General features: G+C 75.9%; 21 protein-coding genes. 7 read left to right on the top strand and 14 right to left on the bottom strand.

The window, feature by feature from the left end:
* Positions 1-2: 2 nt before the first annotated feature.
* On the top strand, positions 3-2,060 hold the full coding sequence (paaZ, locus tag ACI780_RS05190) for a phenylacetic acid degradation bifunctional protein PaaZ (protein ID WP_457001232.1): 2,058 nt from the start codon (positions 3-5) through the stop codon (positions 2,058-2,060).
* 12 nt (positions 2,061-2,072) lie between these two features.
* Here paaZ and ACI780_RS05195 read toward each other — a convergent pair whose 3' ends face one another.
* Positions 2,073-3,425: a cytochrome P450 gene (locus tag ACI780_RS05195; RefSeq protein WP_457001234.1), complete on the bottom strand. Its 1,353-nt coding sequence runs from the start codon at positions 3,423-3,425 to the stop codon at positions 2,073-2,075.
* A gap of 140 nt (positions 3,426-3,565) precedes the next feature.
* Between ACI780_RS05195 and ACI780_RS05200 the strand changes: the two genes are divergently transcribed.
* A complete protein-coding gene (locus ACI780_RS05200; RefSeq protein WP_457001236.1) occupies positions 3,566-4,672 on the top strand; it encodes a class II histone deacetylase in 1,107 nt (368 codons plus the stop codon).
* 64 nt (positions 4,673-4,736) lie between these two features.
* On the opposite strand, the gene ACI780_RS05205 is transcribed toward ACI780_RS05200, so the two are convergent.
* Genes ACI780_RS05205 through ACI780_RS05220 form a run of 4 tightly spaced genes read right to left on the bottom strand, consistent with a single transcriptional unit; the run spans position 4,737 to position 9,565 of the window.
* A complete protein-coding gene (locus ACI780_RS05205) occupies positions 4,737-5,702 on the bottom strand; it encodes a helix-turn-helix domain-containing protein (protein WP_457001238.1) in 966 nt (321 codons plus the stop codon).
* 25 nt (positions 5,703-5,727) lie between these two features.
* Complete coding sequence (locus tag ACI780_RS05210; protein ID WP_457001240.1) at positions 5,728-6,165, bottom strand: hypothetical protein; 438 nt, start codon at positions 6,163-6,165, stop codon at positions 5,728-5,730.
* On the bottom strand, positions 6,162-8,078 hold the full coding sequence (locus ACI780_RS05215) for a primary-amine oxidase (RefSeq protein WP_456868735.1): 1,917 nt from the start codon (positions 8,076-8,078) through the stop codon (positions 6,162-6,164). The genes ACI780_RS05210 and ACI780_RS05215 overlap by 4 nt, the downstream gene beginning before the upstream one ends.
* 11 nt (positions 8,079-8,089) lie before the next feature.
* Positions 8,090-9,565 carry an APC family permease gene (locus ACI780_RS05220; RefSeq protein ID WP_456868734.1) on the bottom strand — a complete coding sequence of 492 codons (1,476 nt, stop codon included), beginning with the start codon at positions 9,563-9,565 and terminating at the stop codon, positions 8,090-8,092.
* Positions 9,566-9,785: 220 nt separating this feature from the next.
* Between ACI780_RS05220 and ACI780_RS05225 the strand changes: the two genes are divergently transcribed.
* Together ACI780_RS05225 and ACI780_RS05230 are read left to right on the top strand one after the other, a co-directional pair.
* A complete protein-coding gene (locus ACI780_RS05225; RefSeq protein ID WP_457001243.1) occupies positions 9,786-11,252 on the top strand; it encodes an APC family permease in 1,467 nt (488 codons plus the stop codon).
* Positions 11,249-12,001 carry an IclR family transcriptional regulator gene (locus ACI780_RS05230; RefSeq protein WP_456868732.1) on the top strand — a complete coding sequence of 251 codons (753 nt, stop codon included), beginning with the start codon at positions 11,249-11,251 and terminating at the stop codon, positions 11,999-12,001. Before ACI780_RS05225 ends, ACI780_RS05230 begins: the two co-directional genes overlap by 4 nt.
* Here the strand turns inward: ACI780_RS05230 and ACI780_RS05235 are convergent.
* From ACI780_RS05235 to ACI780_RS05270, 8 genes are all read right to left on the bottom strand, one after another.
* Entirely contained in the window at positions 11,998-13,122 is a 1,125-nt protein-coding gene (locus ACI780_RS05235; protein ID WP_457001245.1) for an NDMA-dependent alcohol dehydrogenase, read from the bottom strand. The two genes, ACI780_RS05230 and ACI780_RS05235, sit on opposite strands and share 4 nt — an antisense overlap.
* Positions 13,123-13,203: 81 nt before the next feature.
* Positions 13,204-14,403: a fumarylacetoacetase gene (gene fahA, locus ACI780_RS05240; RefSeq protein WP_456868730.1), complete on the bottom strand. Its 1,200-nt coding sequence runs from the start codon at positions 14,401-14,403 to the stop codon at positions 13,204-13,206.
* Complete coding sequence (locus ACI780_RS05245) at positions 14,400-15,239, bottom strand: hypothetical protein (RefSeq protein ID WP_457001247.1); 840 nt, start codon at positions 15,237-15,239, stop codon at positions 14,400-14,402. The genes fahA and ACI780_RS05245 overlap by 4 nt, the downstream gene beginning before the upstream one ends.
* Positions 15,236-16,441 carry a cupin domain-containing protein gene (locus ACI780_RS05250; RefSeq protein ID WP_457001249.1) on the bottom strand — a complete coding sequence of 402 codons (1,206 nt, stop codon included), beginning with the start codon at positions 16,439-16,441 and terminating at the stop codon, positions 15,236-15,238. The genes ACI780_RS05245 and ACI780_RS05250 overlap by 4 nt, the downstream gene beginning before the upstream one ends.
* A 17-nt stretch (positions 16,442-16,458) precedes the next feature.
* On the bottom strand, positions 16,459-18,072 hold the full coding sequence (locus tag ACI780_RS05255; RefSeq protein WP_457001251.1) for an FAD-dependent monooxygenase: 1,614 nt from the start codon (positions 18,070-18,072) through the stop codon (positions 16,459-16,461).
* Positions 18,073-18,090: 18 nt separating this feature from the next.
* Positions 18,091-19,053 (bottom strand): MBL fold metallo-hydrolase, encoded by a 963-nt coding sequence (locus ACI780_RS05260; protein ID WP_457001254.1) that lies wholly within the window; start codon positions 19,051-19,053, stop codon positions 18,091-18,093.
* A 136-nt stretch (positions 19,054-19,189) separates the two neighbouring features.
* On the bottom strand, positions 19,190-19,882 hold the full coding sequence (locus ACI780_RS05265; protein ID WP_456868725.1) for an IclR family transcriptional regulator: 693 nt from the start codon (positions 19,880-19,882) through the stop codon (positions 19,190-19,192).
* An 88-nt stretch (positions 19,883-19,970) separates the two neighbouring features.
* Positions 19,971-20,111: a hypothetical protein gene (locus ACI780_RS05270; protein ID WP_457001256.1), complete on the bottom strand. Its 141-nt coding sequence runs from the start codon at positions 20,109-20,111 to the stop codon at positions 19,971-19,973.
* A 245-nt stretch (positions 20,112-20,356) separates the two neighbouring features.
* Between ACI780_RS05270 and ACI780_RS05275 the strand changes: the two genes are divergently transcribed.
* Positions 20,357-21,232, top strand: coding sequence for a hypothetical protein (locus ACI780_RS05275; protein WP_456868723.1), 876 nt, complete (start codon positions 20,357-20,359; stop codon positions 21,230-21,232).
* 16 nt (positions 21,233-21,248) lie between these two features.
* On the opposite strand, the gene ACI780_RS05280 is transcribed toward ACI780_RS05275, so the two are convergent.
* The gene (locus ACI780_RS05280; protein WP_456868722.1) at positions 21,249-21,530 is read right to left on the bottom strand and encodes a hypothetical protein; all 282 of its coding nucleotides are present in this window, start codon (positions 21,528-21,530) and stop codon (positions 21,249-21,251) included.
* A gap of 61 nt (positions 21,531-21,591) precedes the next feature.
* Between ACI780_RS05280 and ACI780_RS05285 the strand changes: the two genes are divergently transcribed.
* Together ACI780_RS05285 and ACI780_RS05290 are read left to right on the top strand one after the other, a co-directional pair.
* Positions 21,592-23,235, top strand: coding sequence for a bifunctional 3'-5' exonuclease/DNA polymerase (locus tag ACI780_RS05285; RefSeq protein WP_457001259.1), 1,644 nt, complete (start codon positions 21,592-21,594; stop codon positions 23,233-23,235).
* 37 nt (positions 23,236-23,272) lie between these two features.
* Positions 23,273-24,388, top strand: coding sequence for a serine hydrolase domain-containing protein (locus tag ACI780_RS05290; RefSeq protein ID WP_456868720.1), 1,116 nt, complete (start codon positions 23,273-23,275; stop codon positions 24,386-24,388).
* Positions 24,389-24,475 lie beyond the last annotated feature (87 nt).

Genomic DNA, 24,475 nt, shown 5'->3' on the forward strand with positions numbered 1-24,475 from the left:
GCATGACCGCACCCCTGCTCGAGAGCTACGCCGCCGGCCGGTGGTACGCCGCGCCCGACGAGGGCACGCCGATCGCCGACGCCGTCACCGGCGAGACCGTCGCCCGGATCAGCAGCACCGGCCTCGACGTCGCCGCGATGCTCGACCACGCCCGCACCGTCGGCGGCCCGGCGCTGCGGGAGCTGACCTTCCACCAGCGCGCCGGGCTGCTCAAGCAGCTGGGCCTGCGGCTGATGGCCGACAAGGACGCCTTCTACGCGCTGTCCCGGCGCACCGGCGCCACCGACGGCGACAGCGCCGTCGACGTCGACGGCGGCTTCGGCACGCTGCTGTCCTACGCGAGCAAGGGCCGCCGCGAGCTGCCCGACGACACGGTCGTCCTCGACGGCGCGGTCGAGCCGCTGGGCCGGCGGGGCACCTTCGCCGGCCAGCACCTGTACACGCCGTTGCGCGGGGTCGCGGTGCAGGTCAACGCCTTCAACTTCCCCGTGTGGGGGTTCCTGGAGAAGCTGGCGCCGGCCTTCCTCGCCGGCGTGCCGACGATCGTCAAGCCGGCCGGCCAGACCGCCTACCTGACCGAGGCCGTGGTCCGCGCGATCGTCGGGTCCGGGCTGCTGCCCGAGGGGTCGGTGCAGTTGCTGGCCGGCAGCCCCGCCGGGCTGCTCGACGGGCTGGCCGGGCAGGACCTCGTCTTCTTCACCGGCTCGGCGGCGACCGCCCGCAAGCTGCGCAGCCACCCTGCGGTCGTGGCCAACTCGGTGCGGTTCAACGCCGAGGCAGACTCGCTCAACTGCTCGGTGCTCGGCCCCGACGCGACGCCGGAGACCCCCGAGTTCGGGCTGTTCGTCGACCAGCTGGTCACCGAGATGACGGTCAAGGCCGGCCAGAAGTGCACCGCGATCCGCCGCGCCCTCGTGCCGCGGGAGCTGGTCGACGACGTGGTCGAGGCCACCCGCGAGCGGCTGGCGCAGGTCGTCGTCGGCGCGCCGGGGGCCGACGGCGTGACGATGGGCGCGCTGGCGAGCCTCGACCAGTGCGAGGAGGTGCTGCGCGCGCTCAAGGCGCTGCGCGGGGTCGCCGAGCTGGTGGCCGGCGACCCCGAGCACTTCGACGTGGTGGGCGCCGACCGCGACCGCGGCGCGTTCCTCCCGCCGCTGCTGCTGCGCTGCGACGACCCGGCCGCCGCCGAGCCGCACGACGTCGAGGCGTTCGGCCCGGTCAGCACCGTGCTGCCCTACGACGGGGTGGCTCAGGCGGTCGAGCTGGCCGCGCGCGGGCAGGGCAGCCTGGTCGGCTCGGTGGTCACCCACGACCGGGAGTTCGCGCGGGCCTTCGTGCTCGGCGCCGCGCACGCGCACGGCCGGATCCTCGTGCTCGACCGCGACGACGCCGGGGAGAACACCGGCCACGGCTCGCCGCTCCCGGTGCTGGTGCACGGCGGCCCCGGCCGCGCCGGCGGCGGTGAGGAGCTCGGCGGCATCCGCGGCGTGCTGCACCACATGCAGCGCACCGCCGTGCAGGCCTCGCCCGACGCGCTGACGGCCATCGGCGGCCGCTGGGTGACCGGCGCGCAGCGGCGCGACGACGGCGTCCACCCGTTCCGCAAGTCGCTGGCCGAGCTGCGCATCGGCGACTCGGTCACCGCCGGCCCGCGCCCGGTGACGCTCGCCGACATCGAGCACTTCGCCGAGTTCACCGGCGACACCTTCTACGCCCACACGGACGAGGAGGCCGCGCGCGCCAACCCGCTCTTCGGCGGCCGGGTCGCGCACGGCTACCTGATCGTGTCCTGGGCGGCGGGGCTGTTCGTCGACCCCGACCCGGGCCCGGTGCTGGCCAACTACGGCGTGGACGACCTGCGGTTCCTCACCCCGGTCAAGCCGGGGGAGGAGCTGACGGTGACGCTGACGGCCAAGCAGATCACCCCGCGCGGCGGCGCCGACCACGGCGAGGTGCGCTGGGACGCCGTCGTCGTCAACGGCGAGGGGACGCCGGTGGCCACCTACGACGTGCTGACCATGGTCGCGAAGACCTGGCCGCCGGTGGCCGCGGGCAGCTGAGGCGTCCCGGGGTCAGGCGGCTGCCCAGCGGATCGGCAGCCGCTTGACCCCGCGCTGGAAGTTCGACCGCAGCAGCGCCGGGGGCCCGTCGAGCTGCACGGTGCGCGTCCGCCGCAGCAGCTCGGCGAACAGCGCGCGCATCTGCACGCGGGCCAGCTGCGCCCCGAGGCAGAAGTGCGGGCCGTGGCCGAAGGACAGGTGCGGGTTGGGGGCGCGGCCGACGTCGAAGCGGTCGGGGTCGGCGAACACGGCCTCGTCGCGGTTGGCCGAGGTGAACGACACGACCACCTTGTCCCCGGCCGAGACGCGCACGCCGGCCAGGTCGACGTCGGTCGTGGCGGTGCGGCGGAACACCATGACCGGGGTCCACCAGCGCAGCACCTCCTCGACCGCGCCGGGCAGCAGCGACGGGTCGGCGCGCACCGCGGCCAGCTGCTCGGGGTGCTGCAGCAGCGCGATCAGCCCGCCCGGCAGGCCGTTGCGCAGCGTCTCGTTGCCCGCGACGGCGAAGAGCCAGAACAGGTTCTCGAACTCCTCCGTGCTCACCTGGCCGCCGTCGTCGTCGACCTGCGCCAGCAGGACCGACATGACGTCGGCGCCCGGTGCCCGGCGCTTCTCCTCGGCCAGCAGCCGGGCGTAGGCGTAGAGGTCGGGCATGCCGGCGCGGGTGCGCGGGTCGGGCATCCGCCCGTCCGGGCCGGGCGCCGGACGCAGCGCCAGCGCCTCCCGCGCCATCGCCGTCCCGCCGGTGCCGTCGAAGGCGGCCGACGTGGCGTAGTCGGGGTCCTGCCAGCCGATCACCCGGTTGGACCAGTCGAACATCAGCCAGCGGTCCTCGGCGGGCACCCCGAGCACGTCGGCGAGGGTGAGCAGCGGCAGGTCGGCGGCGACGTCCTTGGCGAAGTCGCACCGGCCCTCGGCGGCGCCGTCCACCGTGCGCTCGACCAGGCCGGCCGCTGCGGCCTCGATCGCCTCCGTCAGCGCGGCGACCGCGCGCGGGGTGAACGAGCGCGACAGCAGCCGCCGCAGCCGCGAGTGGTCGGGCGGGTCGGTGTTGAGCATCATCCGGCGCACCCACGCGAGGTCGGCGGCGTCGCGGACCTGGGTGGCGCCCAGCCACGAGGAGAACGTCGCCGGGTCGCGCAGCACCCGCTCCACGTCGGCGTGCCGCAGCACCAGCCAGAAGCCGGGACCGGCCGGCTGGCCGTGCAGTGCCGGCTCCTCGACCCACACGACCGGGGTCTGCGCGCGCAGCCGGCGCAGCAGGTCGAACGGCGGGCCGGTCTCGTAGGTGACCGGGTCGACCAGCGCGAGGGTCTCCGCGTCGGACAGCGGGGGGACGGTCCCCGGCGGTCGGCTGCTCACCCCGCGAGTCTCGTGTCGGCCCGGCGGGCGGACAAGGTGCGGCGCGCACCGGGGGGATGGGCACAAGCGCCCATTGAGGACCCGGCCGCCCCGGGGTTGTCTCCTGCCCGGGGAGGGGCCCCAGTCGGGAGGAGACGGCGATGGCGACCGGTGCGCTGTGGGACGAGAAGTACATGTGGTGGGACACCCGCTCGGCCGGGGCCTTCATCCCCGCCGGGGGGTGGATCGAGCCGGACGAGCACGCGGAGAACCCGCGCACCAAGCGCCGGCTGAAGAACCTGCTCGACGCCTCGGGGCTGTCCAAGCGGCTGCAGTGGCTCGACGCCCGGCCGGCCACGGTCGAGGAGCTCTGCCGCGTGCACGACGAGGAGTACGTGCGGCGCATGGAGGAGATGTCGGCCGCCGGTGGCGGTGACGCCGGGGAGCTGGTCCCGTTCGGCCCGGGCGGCTACGACATCGCCCGCCTCGCCGCGGGCGGGGCCGTCGTCGCCGCCGAGGCCGTGCACGCCCGGACCGTCGACAACGCCTACGCGCTGGTGCGCCCGCCGGGCCACCACGCCGAGCGCGACCGCGGCCGCGGGTTCTGCATGTTCGGCAACGTGGCGATCGCCGCCCGCCACCTGCAGGCGGTGCACGGCGTGGGCCGGATCGCGGTCGTCGACTGGGACGTCCACCACGGCAACGGCACCCAGCAGGCCTTCTACGGCGACGCCGACGTGCTCACCGTCTCGCTCCACCAGGACTCCTACTACCCGCACGAGAGCGGCGCCGGCGACGAGACGGGGGAGGGCGCGGGGGCGGGGACGAACCTGAACGTCCCGCTGCCGCCCGGCACGGGCGTCGGCGGCTACCTGTACGCGATGGAGACCCTGGTGGTCCCGGCGCTGCGGCGCTTCGCCCCGGAGTTCGTGTTCGTGGCGTCCGGTTTCGACAGCAGCGCGCTGGACCCCCTGGGCCGGCAGATGCTCCACTCCGACGCCTACCGGGAGATGACCCGCATGGTCGGCGACGTCGCCGCCGAGACCGCCGGCGGGCGGCTGCTCGTCGTCCACGAGGGCGGCTACTCCGCGGCGTACGTGCCCTTCTGCGGGCTGGCGACCATCGAGCAGCTCAGCGGTGTCCGCACCGGGGTCGAGGACCCGTTCCTCGACTTCCTGTCGGCGATCGGCGGCATGGACCTGCAGCCGCACCAGAAGGACGTCGTCGACGCCCTGTCGCCGGTGGTGGACGCCGTGCCGACGGCCTGACGCAGGGGCACCCGGCACGGACGGGCACTCAGCCGGGCACTCAGCCGGGCGCTCAGCCGGGCACTCAGCCGGGCAGCAGCCGCCAGCCGTCGCGCACCGCGCGGGCCGCGGCCGCGGCCCGGCTGGGTGCCCCGCACTTGGCCAGGACGTGCTCGACGTGGTGGGCGGCCGTCCGCTCGCTGATGCCCAGGCGGCGCGCCAGCGCGTGGTTGGACGCCCCCTCGGCGAGCAGCGAGAGGACCTCGAGCTCGCGGGGCGTCAGTCCGCCCGGCAGGTCCCCGGGCCGGCCGGCGACCAGGGTCCCGCCGGCGACCGCGAGCAGCCGCACGCGGTACCAGCCCGGCGGGCCGCGCCAGTACCAGGTGCCGTCCGCCTCGTCCCGGCGCCGGGCCCGCACGGCGCGCAGCAGCCCGGGGTCGACCGGCAGGGGGACGCGGCCGGGCAGCGGGTGCGGCGGCCCGCCCTCCCGGGGGACCAGGCAGGCCGCCTCGCCCGGGGAGAGGGCCGTGGAGAGCACACCGAGCCAGCGGGTGCCGTCCACCGCGGCGGCCAGGGCGGGCGCGGCGTGGTGCAGCGCGGCGACCACGTCGGGTGCGGGGCCGGCCTCGGTCCTCGCGCTGACGTGCAGGTCACCGGTCCAGCGGCCGTCCCGGGTGACCAGCCGTGCGGTGGCCCCGCCGCAGAACCCCGCCGGGCCGAAGACGTCGCGCACCGACGGCGTGGACGTGTAGCCCTCCACGTCGCGCCAGCACCGCGCCCGGCGGGTGGGGTCGGTGACCAGCAGTCGGTAGCCGACGTCGTCCTCCAGGAACCCCGGACCGCCGAGGTGGTCGAGGACCGGGCCCGGGTAGCCGTCGGAGGCGAGCGCGAGGTGCCGCCCGCTCAGGGGCTCGCGGACGTGCACCGCGACGGCGGCGACGCCGTGCTGGTCGCGGAGCTCGGCGACGACCTCGTCGGCCGTGGCGCGGGCGGTCGAGGCCGACGACGCGGCCGTGACGAGGCCGAGCGCGAGGTCCAGTGGGTCCGGCACGGGCGCGACCTCCCCTGCGGCCGGCTCAGCCCTGGGTGCCGGCCGACGGCAGCAGGTCCCGCCGGGGCCCCGTCCGGCGGTCGCGGGCCAGGGCCAGGACGCCGGCTGCCAGCGACCCGGCGACGAGCACGAGCCCGGTCCACGCCAGGCCGCCGGGAGCCGCGCCGGAGTGGGCCGCGTGCCCCGTGCCGCCGCCGGCCGGCCCGGCGAGCAGCTGCACGTGCAGGGCGAGCATCGTGACGTCGGCCAGCAGGGTCACCTGCCACGCCGAGCGGCTCGGCCGCCGCCACAGCCGCCACGCGCAGGGCAGGCAGACCGCCGCCGTCGCGGCCATGGCCAGTGAGGCCAGGGACGTGACGTCGAGCAGCAGCAGGTGCACCAGGCCGCCGGCCACGGCGAGGGCGGCGGCCGCCCGGCCGAGGGCGGGTGCCCCCGGCCGGGCGGCGACGGCAGCGGCCGTCACGACCCGTGCGACGCGCAGTGCGACGAGGTCGACCGCGGCAGGCCGAGCGCGGGGTTGCGGTCGAAGAAGCCGACCGGCTTGAGGGTGAAGCCGGTGTAGTCGGTCGGCATGACCGGCCAGTCCTCCGGGCGCGGGAAGTGGGTGAGCCCGAAGGTGTGCCAGAGGACGACGTCGGTGTCCTCCAGCGGGGCGTCGTCGGCGACGAAGGACGGCAGCCCGCCGGAGCCGGGGTGCTGGTTGACGAAGTCGCCGGCCGGATAGCGCTCGGCGGGGTCGTACTCGGTCACCCACAGGGTCTTGGTCGAGAACGCCGCGCGCTGGGCGATCGAGGACTCGTCGTCGGCGAGCAGCACCGGCGAGGCCTGCGGGTGCAGCGCGTAGCCCACGGGCTGCCCGAGCCGGTTGGTCCTCGACGGGTTGACCACGTGCCAGGTCCGCCCCACCGTCGCGTCGCTGACCCGCTGCGCCTCCGACTCCCGGGTGAGCGGGGTCAGCCGCCGCTGGAAGGCGTTGCCGTACGGGTTGGTGTCGCTCACCGGGAGCCGGACGGCGTCCACCTCGTGGACGGTGTTGCCGGTGCCGTCCACGGCCATGTCCAGCCGGGCGGAGAACAGGTGCTGGTGGAACGGCGCGCCGAGCCCCGGGGCGACCTCGGTGGCGTAGGGGTGGTCCTCCCCGCGGTAGGCGGAGGTGAACACGATGCCGGTGGCCTTGCTCTCCAGCTGGATCGTGCCGTCGGTGTAGAGGTACCAGTAGAAGCCGTAGTCGTAGTTGCCGATGGTCGTGAAGAAGCTGATCACCAGGCGGCGCGAGCGCCGGGTCTCGGCCATCCCGTTGAACAGGTCGGTGTGCTTCCAGGCGACGCCGTAGTCCTCCTCGTGCAGGCAGATCGCGTTGCGGATGGTCCGCGGCGCCCCGTCCTCGTCGGCCAGGGTGCCGTCGAAGTAGTGGATCTCGCCCAGGCAGTCGCAGCCCAGCTCGAGGGAGTTGGTGTAGCGGGCGAAGAGGTACTCGCCGACGTCGAAGTAGTTCTGCCAGAACCGCACCGGCGAGGGGTCGGCGTAGGGCACGACCATCTCCGCGATCGAGGCGCGGTGCACCACCGAGCGGCCGTCGATGGACAGCTGGTGGAGGACCAGGCCCTCGCGGGCGTCGAAGCCGACGCGGAACTCCCAGCCGGCCCAGCGGACGACGTCGTCCTCGACGGTGAAGCTCGGGCCCTCGGGCTGGGTGATCTCGATGGGCTTGAGGTCGCGGACCGCGTGCGGGTGGGTCTCCTGGTCGAGGTCGGCGCGCTCGGCCGGGACCGCCAGGTCGAAGTGGTCGTGCACGGCGGTGGTGACCCCGCGGGTGATGTCGACGTAGGCGACGACGCCGTCGACGGGGTGCGCCCAGGGGAGGTCGGCCGGGTCGGTCTGGTGGAAGCCGAGGACGCGCACGATCCGGTGCCCGGACTCGTCGGGGAAGTACGAGCCGGCCGACAGCGGCACGGCCCGCACGTCGGCCACCTGCAGGCCGCGCTTCTCCATCGCCGCGACCCAGCGCTCGTCGGCGGCGAGGATCGGCTCGATGGCCTCGAACTCGGCGTCGAGGATCGGTACCTGGCCGTCGGCGGCGCCGTCGATCTCGAGGTCCTCGACGACCGTGCCGCCGGTGATCGAGACGGTCAGGTCGCGGCCGTTGCCGGTGGCGCGGTCGAGCAGCAGCACGCGCGCCCGCCGCTCGACCGGGTCGCCCGGGGTCCAGGCGAGCACCTCGCGCTTGTGCGGCTCGACCAGGCCGACGTAGACGAACTTGGAGCTCTCCTGCACCAGACCGGCGTCGCGGACGATCGCGGCGGCGGCGGTGATCTCCTCGGCGGTGAGCCGGGACAGCGGGTGGGTGGCGGTGGAGCGGGGGGCGGTCAGGGTCATCGGGTTCCTCCTCAGATCTGCGGGGCGTGGTCGGCGGGGGTGGCGGCGGTGAGGTCGCGGGCGGCGTGGGGGCGGGCGCGGGCGAGCAGCCAGCCGGAGGCGAGGGCGACGGCGAGCAGGACGCCGGCGCCGACGCCGAGCGCCGTGGAGCCGCCCATGAGCAGCGGCAGGTTGCGGACGAGCAGCACGAGGATCAGCGCCAGGCCGACCGCGCCGAGGCCGGGGGCGACCAGGGTGTGCCACGGCCGCCGGTCCAGCCCGGTGCGGCGGAAGAAGACGACGACGGCGACGCAGGCCAGCAGCATCAGCACGACGATGCCGACGCTGGCGATGCCGGCCAGCCAGGTGAAGATCTCCAGCACCGGGTCGAGGCCGGCGAGGGCGCACACGGCCATCAGCAGGCCGCCGACCGCGGTGGTGATCAGCGAGGCGACGTGCGGCGAGGCGTGCCGGGTGTGGCTGCGCCCGCAGGCGACGGGCAGGACGCCGGTGTTGCCGAGGGAGAAGACGTAGCGCGAGAGCACGTTGTGGAACGACAGGATCGCGGCGAAGAGGCTGGTCACGAACAGCACCTGCATGACGTCGGCCGCGGCCGTGCCGACGTAGTCCGCGGCCGTCGCCACCACGATCCCGCCGGGGTCGGCGGCCGCGGCGTCGACGATCGCGCTGTCGCCCCACGCACTCACGATGGCCCAGGAGGACAGCGTGTAGAAGACCCCGATGATGGCCAGCGCCAGGTAGGTCGCCCGGGGGATGGTCCGCTCGGGGTCGCGCGCCTCGTCGCGGAAGATCGCGGTCGCCTCGAAGCCGATGAAGCCGGCGATGGCGAACATCAGCCCGATGCCGGGGGCGCCGGAGAGGACCTCGGCGGGCTGCAGCAGCGCGGTGGACAGGCCCTCGTCGCCGCCGCCCTGGAAGACGACCGCGGCGTCGAGCACCAGGACGATGCCCACCTCGGCGACGAGCAGGACCCCGAGCACCCTGCTGGACAGCTCGATGTGCCGGTAGCCGAGCAGGCCGGTGACGGCCAGGACGACGGCGGTCCACAGCCACCAGGGCAGCGACGGGCCGCCGTAGCCGGTGACCAGGTCGTCGAGGAGGAACCCGACGTAGCCGTAGACCGCGCCCTGCACGGTCACGTAGCTGATCAGCGCGACGAGGGCGCTGCCCAGGCCGGCGCCGCGGCCGAGCCCGGTGCCGACGTAGGAGTAGAACGCGCCGGCGTTCGGCACGTGGCGGGTCATGGCGGTGAAGCCGACGGCGAAGAAGAGCAGGACGACGGCCGCGACGACGTACATCGCGGGGTAGCCCGCGCCGTTGCCCGCGGCGATGCCGATGGGCACCGAGCCGGCGATGACCGTCAGGGGCGCGGCGGCGGCCACCACCATGAAGACGATGGCGCCGGCGCCGAGGCGGCCGGTCAGCCGGTGGCGCTCGGCGGTGCCGGTGGCCGGCGCGGCCGGTGGTGGGTCGGAGACGGTGGCCATGGGCGACCTCCGGTGCGGCGGCAGCCGGGAGCTGCCGGGCGGACGGGCGATGGCTGATGAGCCTGACCCGGCCCGCGAGGTGCGCGGTTACACGGCCGTCATGACGCGGAAACGTTCTCGTTACACCGAACGGGAGACGGCGGTCACGTTTTCTCATTCGGGGAGGACGTCGACGACACGCGCTCTGCCCTACCCTCGCGCAGCAGTCGAGGGGAGTGGCATGGCGCAGCGCAGCACCGCCGTCCGGCTGCCCGCGCGGTCGCCGGTGGAGGGGCTGCGCCGGCGGCGTCTCAGCTTCGCCGAGGTGCTCGCCCAGTCGGTGTCGGCGCTGGCCCCGACGGCGGCGATGGTCGTCGTCCCCTCGATCGTGCTGGTCGAGGCCGGTGCGGCCACCCTGCCGGCGTTCGTCGCCGCCACCGCCCTGGTGCTGCTCATCGGCTGGTGCCTCACCCAGTTCGGGCGCCGGATGGCCGCGGTGGGCGGCACGTACAGCTACACCGCGAAGGGCCTCGGCCCGGTCGGCGCGCTGGTCGGCGGCTGGGCGCTGCTCATCGGCTACGCCGCCGTCGCGATGTCGGCCCTGGTCGGCTCGGCGCTCTACGGCGCCGGGCTGGTCGGACTCGAGCCGACGCCGTCGGTCGTCGCCCTGCTGGCCGGCGGGCTCGGGCTGCTGGCCGCCACCTTCGCGGTGCGCGGCATCCGGCTGTCGGCCCGGGTCGCCCTGGTCCTCGAGGTCGTGTCGGTGCTGCTGGTCGTCGTCGTGCTCGGGGTGCTGCTGGTGGTCGCCCGCGGGGCCCCCGACACCGCGGCGCCCGTCGTCGACGCGCCGCTGCACTGGGGTGGGCTGGCCGTGGGCGTGGTGCTCGGCGTCACCGCGTTCATGGGCTTCGAGAGCGCCGCCGTGCTCGGGGTGGAGGCGCGCCGCCCGCTCGTCGCCGTCCCCCGCGCGGTGCTGTGGACCCCGGCCGTGGCGGGGGTGCTGGTGTTCGCCGCCGCGGTCGCGCAGGTGGTGCTCCTGCGCGCCGCTCCGCTGGACGTGCTCACCAGCCCGGTGCCGGTGGCCGAGCTCGCCGACCGCAACGGCCTGCTGCCCCTGCGCCGGCTGCTGGACCTGGGCATCGCCGCGTCGTTCTTCGCCTGCGTCACCGGCTCGACCAACGCGCTCGGGCGGGTGCTGTTCTCGATGGCCCGCGAGGAGGTGCTGCCGCGGACCCTGGGCCGCACCCACCGCCGGTTCGAGACCCCGCACCGGGCGCTGGCCCTGGTGGTGCCGGCGGTCGTCGGCGTGCCGGTCGTCGCGCTCGCCCTCGGGGCCCGGCCGCTGTCGGTGCTGGTCGGCTCGCTGACCGTCTCGGCCTTCGGCTACCTGGTCGCCTACGTGCTGGCGTGCCTGGCGATGCCGCTGTTCCTGCGCCGGATCGGGGAGCTCACCGTGCTCCCGCTGCTCGGTGGCGTGCTGGCCGCGGCGGTGGGCCTGGCCGGGCTGCTGGTCGCCGTCGCCGGGGCCGCGCGGTGGGACGGCGAGGCGACGGCGACGGTCTTCCTCGCCGCACTGGCGCCCGGGGTGGCGTGGGCGCGGTGGCTGCGGTGGCGCAGCCCGGAGCGGCTGCGCGCGGTCGGCGTGTACGACCAGGCCACGGCCAGCAGCGTGCTCCCGGGCAGCGTCGCGGCCGAGCCGCCGCGATGACGGCCATCGACCGGGGGCTCACCGGGCGTCAGCCCAAGGCCGTCCAGAGCGCGCTGGCCATCCTCGAGACGGTGGCCCGGGTCGGGGCCGGCGTGACGGCGAAGGAGGTCGCCGACGAGCTCGGGCTCCCGCCGGCGACCACCTACCGGCTGCTCAACCTGCTGGTGGGGGAGGAGTACCTGGTGCGGCTGCCCGACCTGCACGGCTTCGCGATGGGCCGCAAGGCCGCCCGGCTCACCGGCGCCGCGGCCACCGCGCCGCTGTGCACCGCGGCCCGCGAGGTGGTCGCCGAGCTGCGCGGCCAGGTGCGCTGGGGCGTCCACCTGGTGCTGTGCACGTCCTCGACGCTGCACTGCGCCGACGTCGACCCCGACCACCCGCTGCAGGCCCCGGAGCTCGTCGAGCGCCACCTGCACGCCTCCGCGCCCGGGAAGCTGCTGCTGGCCGAGCAGGCCGACTGGCAGGAGGTCCTCAGCCCCGCCCGGCTGCACCGCCTCACCGACCGGACCGTCGTGCGGCCGGCCGACCTCGACGCCGAGCTGCGCGAGACCCGCCGGCGCGGGTGGGCGGTGCAGGCGGGGCAGGTGCACGAGGACCTGACGTGCGCGGCGGTCCCCGTGCGGGCGCCGGCGGGGGCGCTGGTGGCCGCCGTCGTCGTCACCGTCCGGGGCGCCGCCCCCGCCGCGCTGGCCGCCTCCGCCGGCCTGGCGGAGGGGTTCGCCCGCCGCCTGGGCCCGCTGCTCGGCTAGTCGAAGACGACGACGCCGCGGATGTTGCGGCCGGCGTGCATGTCCTCGTAGGCCTGCGCCACCTCGTCGAGCGTGTACTCCTTGGTCACCAGCTCGTCGAGCTTGAGCTGGCCGGCCTGGTACATGCGCAGCAGGTTGGGCACGTCGTGGCGGGGGTTGGACTCGCCGAACAGCGAGCCCTGCAGCCGCTTCTGCATGAGCGTGAGGTCGCCGAGGGAGATGGGCGCGCCGACGGCGGTGAGGTCGCCCAGGCCGGTCAGCACCACGGTGCCGGCCTTGCGGACGCTGGCCAGCGCCTGGGCCACGTGCTCGCCCTGGACGACGCCGACGGTGACGATCGTGGCGTCGGCGCCCTGCCCGTTGGTGATCGACCGGGCGTACTCGGCCGCCTCGTCGATGCCCTCGAAGAAGTGGGTGGCGCCGAACTGCTGCGCCCACTCCGCCTTGGCCGCCACCGGGTCCACGGCGATGACCGTCGTCGCGCCGGCGTGCACCGCGCCCTGCAGGGCGTTGGCGCCGATCCCGCCGATCCCCATGACGATCACGGTGGCGCCCGGCTCGATGTTCGCGGAGTTGACCGCCGAGCCGAAGCCGGTGGGCACGCCGCAGCCGACCAGCGCGGCGGCCTTGAGCGGGATGTCCTCGTCGATCCTGATGACGGAGTCGACGGAGGCGGTCGTGTACTCGGCGAACGTGGAGATGCCGCACTGCTGGCCCACCGGCTGTCCGTTCTCGCTCATCCGGAAGCTCGTCGGGTCGTCGGCGCGGGCGCCGGTGAGCAGCGAGGCGCCCAGGTCGCACAGGTTGCTCATCCCCTGCGCGCAGAACTCGCACTTCCCGCAGGCGGGCAGGAACGAGAAGACGACGTGGTCGCCGACCTCGAAGCCGGGGGTGTTCGGCCCGACGGCGGTGACCACGCCGGCACCCTCGTGGCCGCCGACGAACGGGTAGATGCCGACCGGGACGTCCCCGGTGGCGACGTGGTCGTCGGAGTGGCAGAGGCCGGACGCGGCGATCTTGACGGTCACCTCGCCCTGGCGGGGGTCGTCGAGCTCGACGGTGGCGGTCTCGTACGTGCCGGGGGCCTGGCGGACCAGCGACACCTTGGTGGTGATGGGCACGGGGACTCCTCTCTCGGCGGGGTGGCTCGGGCACGTCCGCGGACGTGCCCGGGTCGGGCGGGTGGTGACAGGGGGTGTGGGTCAGGGCAGGGAGGAGGGCTCGACGCGGCCGGTGACCTCGCCGAGGGAGATCCGGCCGCCGCCGGTGCCCGGTGCGGTGGCGGTGAGGGTGACGACGTCGCCGTCCTGGAGGAAGGTGCGGGTGGAGCCGTCGGCGAGGGTGAGTGGCTCCTCCCCGCCCCAGGAGAGCTCGATGAACGAGCCGCGCTGGTCCCTCGCCGGGCCGGAGACGGTGCCGGAGGCGAACAGGTCGCCGGTGCGCAGCGAGGCGCCGTTGACCGTGGTGTGGGCCAGCTGCTGGGCGGCGGTCCAGTACACGAGGTCGAACGGCGGGCAGGACACGAGCTCCCCGTTGAGGCGGACCTCGATCGCGATGTCGAGCCCCCAGGGCGGCGTGCCGGCGTCGTCGAGGTAGGGCAGCAGCGCCACGTCCCGGGCCGGCGGGGCCACCCGCGCGGCCTCCAGGGCCGCCAGCGGCACCACCCAGGGGGACACCGAGGTGAGGAAGCTCTTGCCGAGGAAGGGCCCCAGCGGCACGTACTCCCAGGACTGGATGTCCCGCGCCGACCAGTCGTTGACCAGGCAGACGCCGAAGACGTGGTCGGCGAAGGCGTCCAGCGGCACCGGCGCGCCCAGCTCGGAGCCGGTCCCGACGACGAAGCCGACCTCGGCCTCGATGTCGAGGCGCTGCGAGGGGCCGAAGGTCGGGGCGTCGTCGGCGGGGCCCTTGCGCTGCCCGCTCGGTCGCACCACCGGCGTCCCGGAGACGGCGACGGTGCCGGCGCGGCCGTGGTAGCCGATGGGCAGGTGCTGCCAGTTCGGCGTCAGCGGCGGGGAGTCGGGCCGGAACATCCGGCCGAGGTTCTCGGCGTGGTGCCGGGAGCTGTAGAAGTCGACGTAGTCGGCGACCTCGACCGGCAGGTGCAGCGTCACCTCCGACCGCGGCACCAGGTGCGGCTCCACCCGGGCGCGGTGTGCCTCGTCGGTGAGCCACCCGGTCAGCTGCGCCCGCAGGTCCGCCCAGGCCCGCGGCCCGCGTGCCAGGAAGGCGTTGAGCGAGCCGGTGGCGTGCACCTCGTCGCCGGTGGCCGCGGCGAGGTCGAGCACGGCGTCGCCGACGGCGACCCCGGTGCGCGGCGCGGTGCCGGGCGTGGAGAAGACGCCGTGGGGGAGGTTGTCGACGCCGAAGCCGGTGTCGTCGGGCAGGTCGAGCCAGCTCATGCAGAGGTCCTGTCGAGGGAGGGGAGCAGCCCGAGGGCGACGAGGTCGTCGACCGGCTCGAGCACGCTGCAGGTGCCGAAGGAGGTGAACACGGCGCGGGCGCGGGCGGCACGGTCGGCCGGCCAGCCGCGCACCGCACCGGCCACGGCGGCGGGGTCGGTGCGGACCAGTTCCGCCGCGGCGGCCTCCGCGCTCGCCCCCGAGGCCAGCGCGTCGGCCGCCAGGAGCACGGTGAGGAAGCCGTGGTGGGCGGAGCCGGTGGCCGGGTCGGTGTGCGGCAGCGCGGCGTGCAGGCCGGCGGTGCACTTGACCGCGACGCCGCGGGCGACGCAGGCGGCCAGCGTGCCGGCGAGCTCGCCCGCGGAGGGGAACAGGTCGGCCCGCAGGCCGCCGGTGCGCAGCTTGGCGCGGGCGCCGGTGCCGGCGAGCACGTCGAGGACCGCGTCGCGGCCGGCGGTGCGCGGCACCTCGACGGCCACCGGGACGCCCGCGGGCACCACTGTGGCGGCCGCGGCGAGCGCCTCCCGCGCGGCGCCCGCGTCGGCGACGACCGGCACCTCGACGGCGGCCAGCCGCAGCCGCGGGTCGGCGTCGACCCGGGTCGTGGCGGCGGGCAGGTCGCCGGCCGCCGCAATCAGGGAGACGCCGAACCCCTCGCCGTCGTCGAGGTGTGCGGCCAGCTCGTCGAGCCGGGCGGCGGGGACCACGAACGGCCCCACCAGGTCCCCGAGCCGGGCCCGCAGCTCGCGGTGCGCCGGCACGGCGGCGGCCATCGGCGCGTCGCCGGGCGGGAACAGCGCGGCGTCGTCGAGGAGCCCGGTGAACAGGCCCGTCATGCCGAGGGGCCCCGGCCCGACCAGGTCCAGGCGTACTTCCCGTCGTCGGCGGCCAGGCCGGCCTCGCCGAGGTCGAGGGGGCGGAAGGTGTCGACCATGACGGCGAGCTCGTCGAAGTACTCCGCGCCCAGCGAGCGCTCCACCGCGCCCGGCTGCGGGCCGTGGCTGTGCCCGCCGGGGTGCACCGAGATCGAGCCCTTGCCGATGCCCGAGCCCTTGCGGGCCTCGTAGTCGCCGTCGACGTAGAACATGATCTCGTCGCTGTCGACGTTGGAGTGGTAGTAGGGCACCGGCACCGCCTGCGGGTGGTAGTCGACCTTCCGCGGCACGAAGTTGCAGATCACGAAGTTGGCGCCCTCGAACACCTGGTGCACCGGCGGCGGCTGGTGCACGCGGCCGGTGATCGGCTCGAAGTCGGCGACGTTGAAGGCGTAGGGGTAGAGGCAGCCGTCCCAGCCGACGACGTCGAAGGGGTGCTCCGGGACGACGTGGACGGTGCCGGCGAGCCCGCCGGGGCCGGCACCGCGGTGCTTGACGTAGATCTCGACGTCGGTGCCCTCGCCCAGCAGCGGCTCGGCCGGTGCCCGCAGGTCGCGCTCGCAGTAGGGCGCGTGTTCGAGGAACTGCCCGTACTTCGACAGGTAGCGCTTGGGCGGGGCGATGTGGCTGTTGGCCTCGATCGCGTAGGTGCGCAGCGGCTCGGGACCGGTGGGGATCCAGCGGTGCGTGGTGGTCCGCGGCAGGACCAGGTAGTCGCCCTGGCCGACCTCGAGCACGCCGAAGGTGGTCTCCACGGTGGCGCTGCCGCGCTCGACGTAGACGCACTCGTCGCCGGTGGCGTTGCGGTAGTACGGGCTGGTCAGCGACGACACGGCGTAGGAGATGCGGACGTCGCCGTTGCCGAGCACCAGCCGCCGGCCGGTGACCGGGTCGGTGGCCTTGTGCTCCTCGCCCGGGAACAGGTCGTGCAGCCTCAGGTGCCGCGGGACCAGCGGCGCGTTGGGGGTCAGGGTCTGGTCGGGCAGCTCCCAGGGGCGGGCGTCGACGATCGCCGAGGGGACGCCGCGGTGGTACAGCAGCGAGGAGTCGCTGGAGAAGCCCTCCTCGCCGACCAGCTCCTCGGAGTAGAGGCCGCCGTCGGGGCGGCGGAACTGGGTGTGCCGCTTGGGCGGGACCTCGCCCACCTGCCGGTAGAACGCCATCGGGGGTGCCTCCTGGTCTAGGCCGGGACGGGGACAGGGCGGGCGAGGGCCCGGGCGACCGCGGCGGCGACGTCCGCGCCGCGGGTGAGGACGGCGGCGACGTGGGCGTCCGGTCGCAGGACCCACACCTCGCCGGGACGGGCGCCCAGAGCCTCGCGCAGGACCGGGGTCGGGTCCAGGTCGGCCAGGCGGTGGACGGCCACCGGGAGGTCGCCGAGGCCGGCCAGGTCGGGCACGGGCGCGTCGTCGCCGAGCAGGACGGTGACGCCCTCGCGGGCCAGCTGCCGCAGCCGGACCACGTCGGTCCGGCCGGGCACGGTGACCGGGCAGTCGGGCACCAGCACGCCGGGGGCGGGCACCGGGACGTCGCCGCGGGCCGGGCGGCCCGGGAACGGGCGGGCCGGGTCGGGGGTGGTGAGCGGGGAGTCGACGTACCAGAAGGGCTCGGCCAGCCGGCCGGAGTCGACCTGGGCGCGCGCCGCCGGGTCGTCGGCGGCCCGCTCGAGGACGTCGAGCCGGTGGCGGGCGTCGGCCTCGGTGCCCGGCACCAGGAAGCGCATCGTCGCGGTGGTGACGTCGATGTTCTCCTGCGCCGCGGCGTGCCGTTCGTCGTGGTAGCTCTCCAGCAGCTCCTCCGGCGCCCAGCCGCGGCGGACGAAGGCGATCTTCCAGGCGGCGTTCTCGGCGTCCAGCACGCCGGAGTTCAGGCCGCGGGCACCGAACGGGCTGACCAGGTGCGCCGCGTCGCCGGCGACCAGCACCCGCCCGACGCGCATCCGGTCGACCAGTCGGGAGTGGAAGCGGTAGACCGACTTCCAGACGACCTCGTAGGGGCGGTCGCCGATCACCTGGCGGATGCGCCGGTCCAGGGCGCCCCCGGCCTCCTCGGCGGCGAGGTCGAAGTCCGGCGGCACCTGCCAGTCGATGCGGAAGGTCGAGTCCGGGCAGGGGTGGATGAGCACCTGGCGGCCGGGGTTCCACTCCGGGTCGAAGTAGAAGCGCCGCTCGGTCTCCCAGCCGGGCAGGTCGGTGCGGATGTCGCAGATCAGGAAGGAGTCGGCGAACGACTCGCCGGGGAAGGACAGCCCGAGCATCGAGCGGACGGCGTCGCTGCGCGGACCGGGACAGGCGACGGCGTGCGAGCCGGTCAGCCGCACCTCGCCGTCGGCGGTCGCGCAGGTGACGGTCACGCCACCGGTCCCGTCGGCGGAGCCGTCCTGCTCGAGACCGGTGACCCGGTGGCCCCAGCGGACGTCGACCAGCGGGGTGGCGGCGATGCGCTCGTCGAGCAGCGCCTCGGTCTCGCACTGCGAGACGTTGACGAACGGCGGGAAGGGGGAGCGGCCGCGGTCGGCGAAGGTGAAGGAGAACAGCTCCCGGTCCCGGTGGAAGGTGCGGGCGGTGGTCCAGGTGACCCCGCGGCGGGCGACCTCCGCGCCGACGCCGACGGCGTCCCACACGTCGAGGACGTCGCGCTGCTGGCAGATGGCCTTGGACCCGACCGGGTCGCGCTCGGCCCGCGCGTCGAGGACGACGACCGGCAGGCCCCAGCGGGCCAGCAGCAGCGCGGCGGTCTGGCCGACCGGGCCGGCGCCCAGGACCAGCACCGGCGTGTCGGGGGAGGTGGTCATCGCGGTGGTCCCGTCGGCTCAGCCCTGCAGCTGGTCCCACACGGCGCGGTCGCGCTCGGCGGTCCAGATGACCGGGCGCTCGACCCCGGAGAACTCGTCCCACAGCCGGGAGACGTCGAAGGGCAGGCAGTGCTCGAAGATCGGCCAGGAGCCGTACCGCGGAGCCAGCGCGGCGTGGGTGGCCTCGAAGGCCTGCTTGAGGGTGCCGCCGGCGCGGTGCACGTCGCCGACGGTGCGCTGCATGGTGAGCAGGAAGTCGCGGGTCTGCTCGATCGCGGCGTCGACCTCCTCGCGGCCGCGCGCGATCCGCCCGCGGCCGCCGACGAGCTGCCGGGCGCCGAGCGCCTTCACCCGGTCGAGGGTGCCGGCGGCCCAGTCGAGGTGGAACGCGTCACCGGTGTAGAGCGCGGCCTGGGACTCGACCAGGTCACCGGCGAAGACGATCTCCTGCTTCGGCAGCCAGGCGACGATGTCGCCCTCGGTGTGGCCGCGGCCGAGGAACTCCAGCACCAGCTCGCCGCGGTCGCCGCCGAGCTCGACGGTCAGCCGGTCGCGGAAGGTCATGGTGGGCCAGGTCAGGCCGGGGATGGACTCGGGCTCCTCGAACAGCCGCGGCATCCGGCCGTACTCGCTCTCCCAGTCCTGCCGGCCGCGCTCGGCGATGAGGTCCCGGGTCTGCTCGGAGCTGACGATCACCTCGGCGTCGAAGGCGCTGGCGCCCAGCACCCGGACGGCGTGGTAGTGGCTGAGCACCAGGTACCGCACCGGCTTGTCGGTGTGCTCGCGCAGCCGGGCCAGCCAGCGGCGGGCGGCGACCGGGGTGGCCAGCGCCTCGAAGCAGACGAGGAAGTCCTCGCCCTCGATGGCGCCGAGGTTCGGGTCGCCCTCGGCGGTCAGCGCGTACACGCCGTCGGCGAGCACCTCGAGGGTCTGCTCCTTGACGCCGAGGTCGGCGGAGGAGGCGAAGGGCTTGGCGGTCATGGGCTGCTCCCGGTGCTCGCTATCCGAACGGCGCGTTCGTTTACTGGTGGGAGCGTAGGCGTGCGTGGTCCGGGACACAACCCCGTGGGCCGGTCCTCCAGGTCCGCGGTTCCCGGGCCCGCCCGGGACCGGCGGGTCAGCGCAGGGCGGCGGCGACCTGCGCGGCCGCGGCGGCCACGGTGCGACCCAGCCGGTCGGTGTCGGCGCCGTCGTCGACGTAGACCACGGCGATCGCGGCGCGGGCGCCACCGTCGGGACCGAGGACGGGCGCCGCGACGGAGCGCAGGCCGGGGACCACCTCGCCGTGCGAGCTCGCCCAGCCCAGCCGGCGGGCCTCGACGAGCTCGGCGCGGTCGCCGGGGGAGGGCGGCTGGGGCAGGAGCAGGGCCAGCCCCGGGGCGCCGCGGTCCACGGGGTGGCGGGTGCCGGGCCGGTAGGCCACGTGGGCGGCGGTGTCGTGCGGCTCCACGGTCACCACGGTCACCGCCTCGTCGCCGGCCCGGACGACGAGGAACGCCGTCATGCCCAGCTCGGCGGCGAGGGCGTCGAGGCGGGGGAGGGCGGCGGCCTGCAGGTCGGTGCGCACCCCGCGGGCGAGCGCGGCCATCCCGAGGCCCAGGCGGAAGCGGCCGGCGGTGTCGCGCTCGACGAGCTGGTGGTCCTCCAGGGTCCGCAGCAGGCGGTAGGCGATGGAGCGGTGCAGCCCGACGGCGGCGGCGACCTCGGCGACGGGCTGGGGCGCGGTCGCGGTGGCGAGGTGCTCGAGGATGCGCAGGCCCCGGTCGAGCGTCTGGGACTGGGGCGCGCTCGCGCCGTCGTCGGCCGCCATCCCCGGTGCCTCCTCCGTCGGGTCCGACCAGCCTACGGCCGCCGCCCCGGCCGGCCGGGGGCGCGGCCGGGGCGGTCCCCCGGGCGGGTCAGCCCCGGTCGGGACGGGGCCGGTAGGGCAGGCCGGGGTTGAAGACCTCGAGGGTGTAGGCGTCGAGGCGGCGCAGCCACGCGCGGGTGCGGGTGGCGAGCGGGGCGGGCCGGTGGGCGGTGGTGGCGGTGCTGTCCATGGCGTCTCCAGGGAGGATCTCGATCGGGGACGTCGTCGTCCGGACGGGTCCCACGGTCCCCTCCCGCTGTTGCAGGGCGGTGTCACCACGCCCAACGGCGGGTGAACCGGGGCCGTGTCGTCGGCCACGTCCCGGGGGCGGGCGCAACTCCGGTGACAGGCCCGCGCTGCGGTGCTCCAATGGGCCGCGCACGGGGGAGTGCACCGAGTCTCGGAGGTCCTCCGGTGGACCCTGTCACCACGGCCGTGCGCCCGACCGCGGACCGTCGTCGCGAACTGCTGCCGGTCATGCGCGGGCTGCTGCTGGTGTTCAGCGTGCTGACCGCGCTCGGGTTCACCGCGCTGTTCGTCCTGTCGACGCGCACCGACGAGTCCTTCGCCTGGACGATCCAGCCGCCGGTGACCGCCGCGTTCCTCGGCGCGGGCTACGCGGCCGGCTTCACCCTCGTCGTGCTGTCGCTGCGCGACCCGGTGTGGGCGCACAGCCGGGTGCCGGTGCTCACCATCCTGGTGTTCACCCTGCTCACGCTGGTCGCCACGCTGGTGCACGCCGACCGCTTCCACTTCGCCGCGGAGTTCGCCGACTCGCCGGCCCTGGCGCGCGGCGCGGCGTGGTTCTGGACCGCCGTGTACGTGCTCATCCCGCTCGGGATCCTCGTCGCCCTCGTCTTCCAGGAGCGGGCACCCGGCACCGACCCGCCGCGGCGGTTCCCCGTGCCGGCCGTGCTGCGGGCGGCCCTCGCCGTCGAGTCGGTCGTGCTGTTCGCCGTGGGCGCCGCGATCTCCGTCGCGCCGTCGAGTGCCGAGACGCTGTGGCCCTGGACGCTCACCCCGCTGACCGGCCGGGTGGTCGGCGCCTGGCTGGTCGCGTTCGGCCTCGCCACCGCCCTGGCCGCGCTGGCCGGGGACCTGGAGCGGATGCGCACCGCGGCGATCGCCTACGCCGTGTTCGGCGCGCTGGAGCTGCTGGTGGTGCTGCTGCACCGCGAGCACGTGGCGTGGGACCGGCCGGTGGCCTGGTGCTACGTCGCCGCCGCCGTCGCGATCCTGTTGACCGGGGCGGCCGGCTGGCGGCTGGCCCCGGTGCCCGGGCGCGCGGCGCACGCCCGCCACCGGCCCTGAGCCGGGGACGTCCCGCTCAGCGGGGATCCGGCACGGCGGGGGAGGACCGCAGCGCCACGGGGCGGCCGGACCGCTCGGCCTCCTCCAGGGTGCCGGTCAGCAGCTCCCGGCCCGGCGGCGACAGCGCGGTGACCGAGCGGGCGTCGACGACGTCGACCCGCACCGGCTCGCGGCCGTAGCAGCGCCAGAACGCCTCCACCGCGGCCGCGTCGACCTCCCCGGCGAGGACCAGCACCCGCCCGGCGGAGGTGTTGAGCAGGCGCACCACGCCCCGGCGCGTGACGGCGGAGACGGGCACGCCGCCAGTGTGCGCGCCCGGGGTCCCCGGCGCTGTCGCACCCGTCGGCGAGACTGCGCGGGTGGACCGGGTGCTGCTGCGCCGCGACGGCGCGGCGGTGACGGCCACCGCGTGCGGCGACGACGGCCCCCCCGGCGCGGTCACCCGGCTCGCGCCCGACGAGCTGCCCGGCTGGGTCGCCGCCCGCGAACGGGCGGCCCCGGTGCGCTGGGTGTGGGACGACACCACCCGCTGGTACCCGGCGCTGCTCGACGCCGGTGTGCGGGTGCAGCGCTGCACCGACCTGCGGCTGGCCGCCGCGGTGCTGCGCCGCTCCCCGCTGGCCGGTCCCGGGCCGGCGGCGGACCCGGGCTGGGCGGCGCTGCAGCCGGTGACCGCCGACGACCCGGCGCTGTTCGACCTGGCCGACCCCGCCGACGAGCTCGACCCCGTCGCCGAGCACCGCCGGCAGCAGGCCGTCGTCGCCGCGTCGGCCCACCCCGGCCGGCTCGGGCTGCTGCTCGCCGCGGAGTCCTCCGGGGCGCTCGCCGCCGCGGAGATGACCTGGGCCGGGCTGCCCTGGCGGGCCGACGAGCACGGCCGCCTGCTGACCGCGCTGCTCGGCGACCGGCCGCCGGCCGGGCTGCGCCCCCCGGTGCTCGAGCGGCTGGCCGGCGAGGTGCGCACCGCGCTGCGCGCCCCCGACCTCAACCCCGACTCGCCGGCCGCGCTGCTGCGCGCGCTGCAGACCGCCGGGCTGCCGGTCGAGGACACCCGCTCGTGGACGCTGGAGCGCCTCGAGCACCCGGTCGTGGCGCCGCTGCTGGAGTACAAGCGGCTGGCCCGGCTGCTGGCGGCCAACGGGTGGGCGTGGCTGGACACCTGGGTGCGCGACGGCCGGTTCCGCCCGGTGTTCCTCCCGGGCGGCGTGGTCACCGGCCGCTGGGCCTCCTCCGGCGGCGGCGCGCTGTCGGTGCCGGTGCAGGTGCGCCCGGCGGCGGTCGCCGACGAGGGGTGGCGGCTGGTCGTCGCCGACGTCGCCCAGCTCGAGCCCCGGGTGCTCGCCGGCATGAGCCGCGACGGCGCGCTCGCCGAGGCCGCGCGGGCCGCCGACCTCTACGCCGGCATGGTGGCCGCCGGGGTGGTGGCCACCCGGGCCGAGGCGAAGGTCGGCGTGCTCGGCGCCCTCTACGGCGGCACCCGCGGCGAGAGCGGGCGGGTGATGCCGCGCCTGGCCCGCCGCTACCCGCGCGCGATCGGCCTGGTCGAGGACGCCGCCCGGGCCGGCGAGCGCGGCGCGGTGGTGTCCACCCTGCTCGGCCGCGGCTCGCCGGTGCCCGGTGGCGCGTGGGCGCAGCGGGACGCCGACCTCGGCGAGGCCCCCGAGCCCGGCGGCCGCGACACCGACCGCGCCCGCCGCTCCTGGGGCCGGTTCACCCGCAACTTCGTCGTCCAGGGCACCGGCGCGGAGTGGGCCCTGTGCTGGCTGGCCGACCTGCGCAACCGGCTGTGGCGCCTCGGCGAGGGTCGGCTCGACCGGCGCCCGCACCTGGCCTTCTTCCTGCACGACGAGGTCGTCGTCCACACGCCGGTCTCCCTGGCCGACGAGGTCGCCGAGCAGGTGCGGCAGGCGGCCGCCTCGGCCGGGCGGCTGCTGTTCGGCGAGTTCCCGGTGGACTTCCCGCTCGACGTCGCCGTCGTGCGGTCCTGGGCCGACGCCGGATGACCTCCCTGTGGGCGGGCCGCGGGTCTACCGTCGTCGCGTGCTCCGCCGAGCCGCCGCCCTGGCGGCCGCGGTCGCGGTCCTCGGGGCGTGCACCTCGTCCACCGCGACCTCCGGGGAGGAGGCCGCGGCGACGGTGTCGTCCGGCCTGGAGGAGCAGATCGCCCGCAGCGAGGCGCTCGTCGACGAGGTGCTGACCGACGACGAGCCCGGGTGCTCCCTGGCGGTCGGGGTCGACGGCGAGGTCGTCTGGGCTGCGGCCCGGGGCGTCGCCGACGTGCGCACCGGCCGCCCGCTGACCCCGGAGACCACCTTCGACGTCGCCTCGGTGAGCAAGCAGTTCACCGCCACGGCCGTGCTCCTGCTGGAGCAGGACGGCGTCCTGACCCTCGGCGACCCGGTGTCCCGGTGGCTGCCGGGCCTGCCCGCCTGGGGGCAGGAGGTGACGCTCGACCAGCTCGTCCACCACACCAGCGGCATCCCGGACTACGTCGCCGACCTCGAGGCCGCCGGGTTCGCGATCACCGACGTGACCACGCAGGAGCAGGCGGTGCAGGCGATCGCCGCCCATCCGGAGCTGCCGGAGGCGGAGGGCTTCGCCTACTCGAACTCGAACTACGTGCTGCTGGCCGAGGTGGTCCGCGCGGCGTCCGGGCAGCCCCTCCCGGAGTTCCTCGCCGAGCGCGTGTTCGGGCCACTCGGCCTCGTCATGGCGGTCGACCCCACGGTCGCCGATCCCGACTCGCCCGACGACTCCTCGGCGCGCGGCCACGTCAAGGACACCGCCACCGGGCCGTGGCGGGTCGCCGGCTCGCGGTGGCAGCAGGTGGGCGACGGCACCGTGCGGGCGACGCCGTCGGAGCTGGTGCGCTGGGCCGACGAGTACCGCACCGGCCGGCTGGGCGGTGAGGAGCTGCTGGCCGCCCGGCTCGCCGACCCGGCGCCGGTCAGCGGCACCGGCGACTACGGCGCGGGCATCGGGCTCGCCCGAGGCGGCGCGCTCGAGCACGCGGGCGACTGGGCCGGCTCCCTCAGCATCATGCGGGTCTCGGCCGACCGGCACACGGCGGCGGCGGTCAGCTGCAACGGCGACGAGCCGGGCGTGACTGACTTCGCGCGCATCTGGCGGGTCCTGCCCGGCGTGTGGGCGGTCTGAGCCCGCATCGCGCAGGGGGATGTGGACGGCGCTGATCCGGTGGATGCTGTGACGCGAGTCACAGCGGATGCGCGGACGGGGGCGGTG

The organism is Geodermatophilus sp. SYSU D00814, assembly GCF_054050055.1.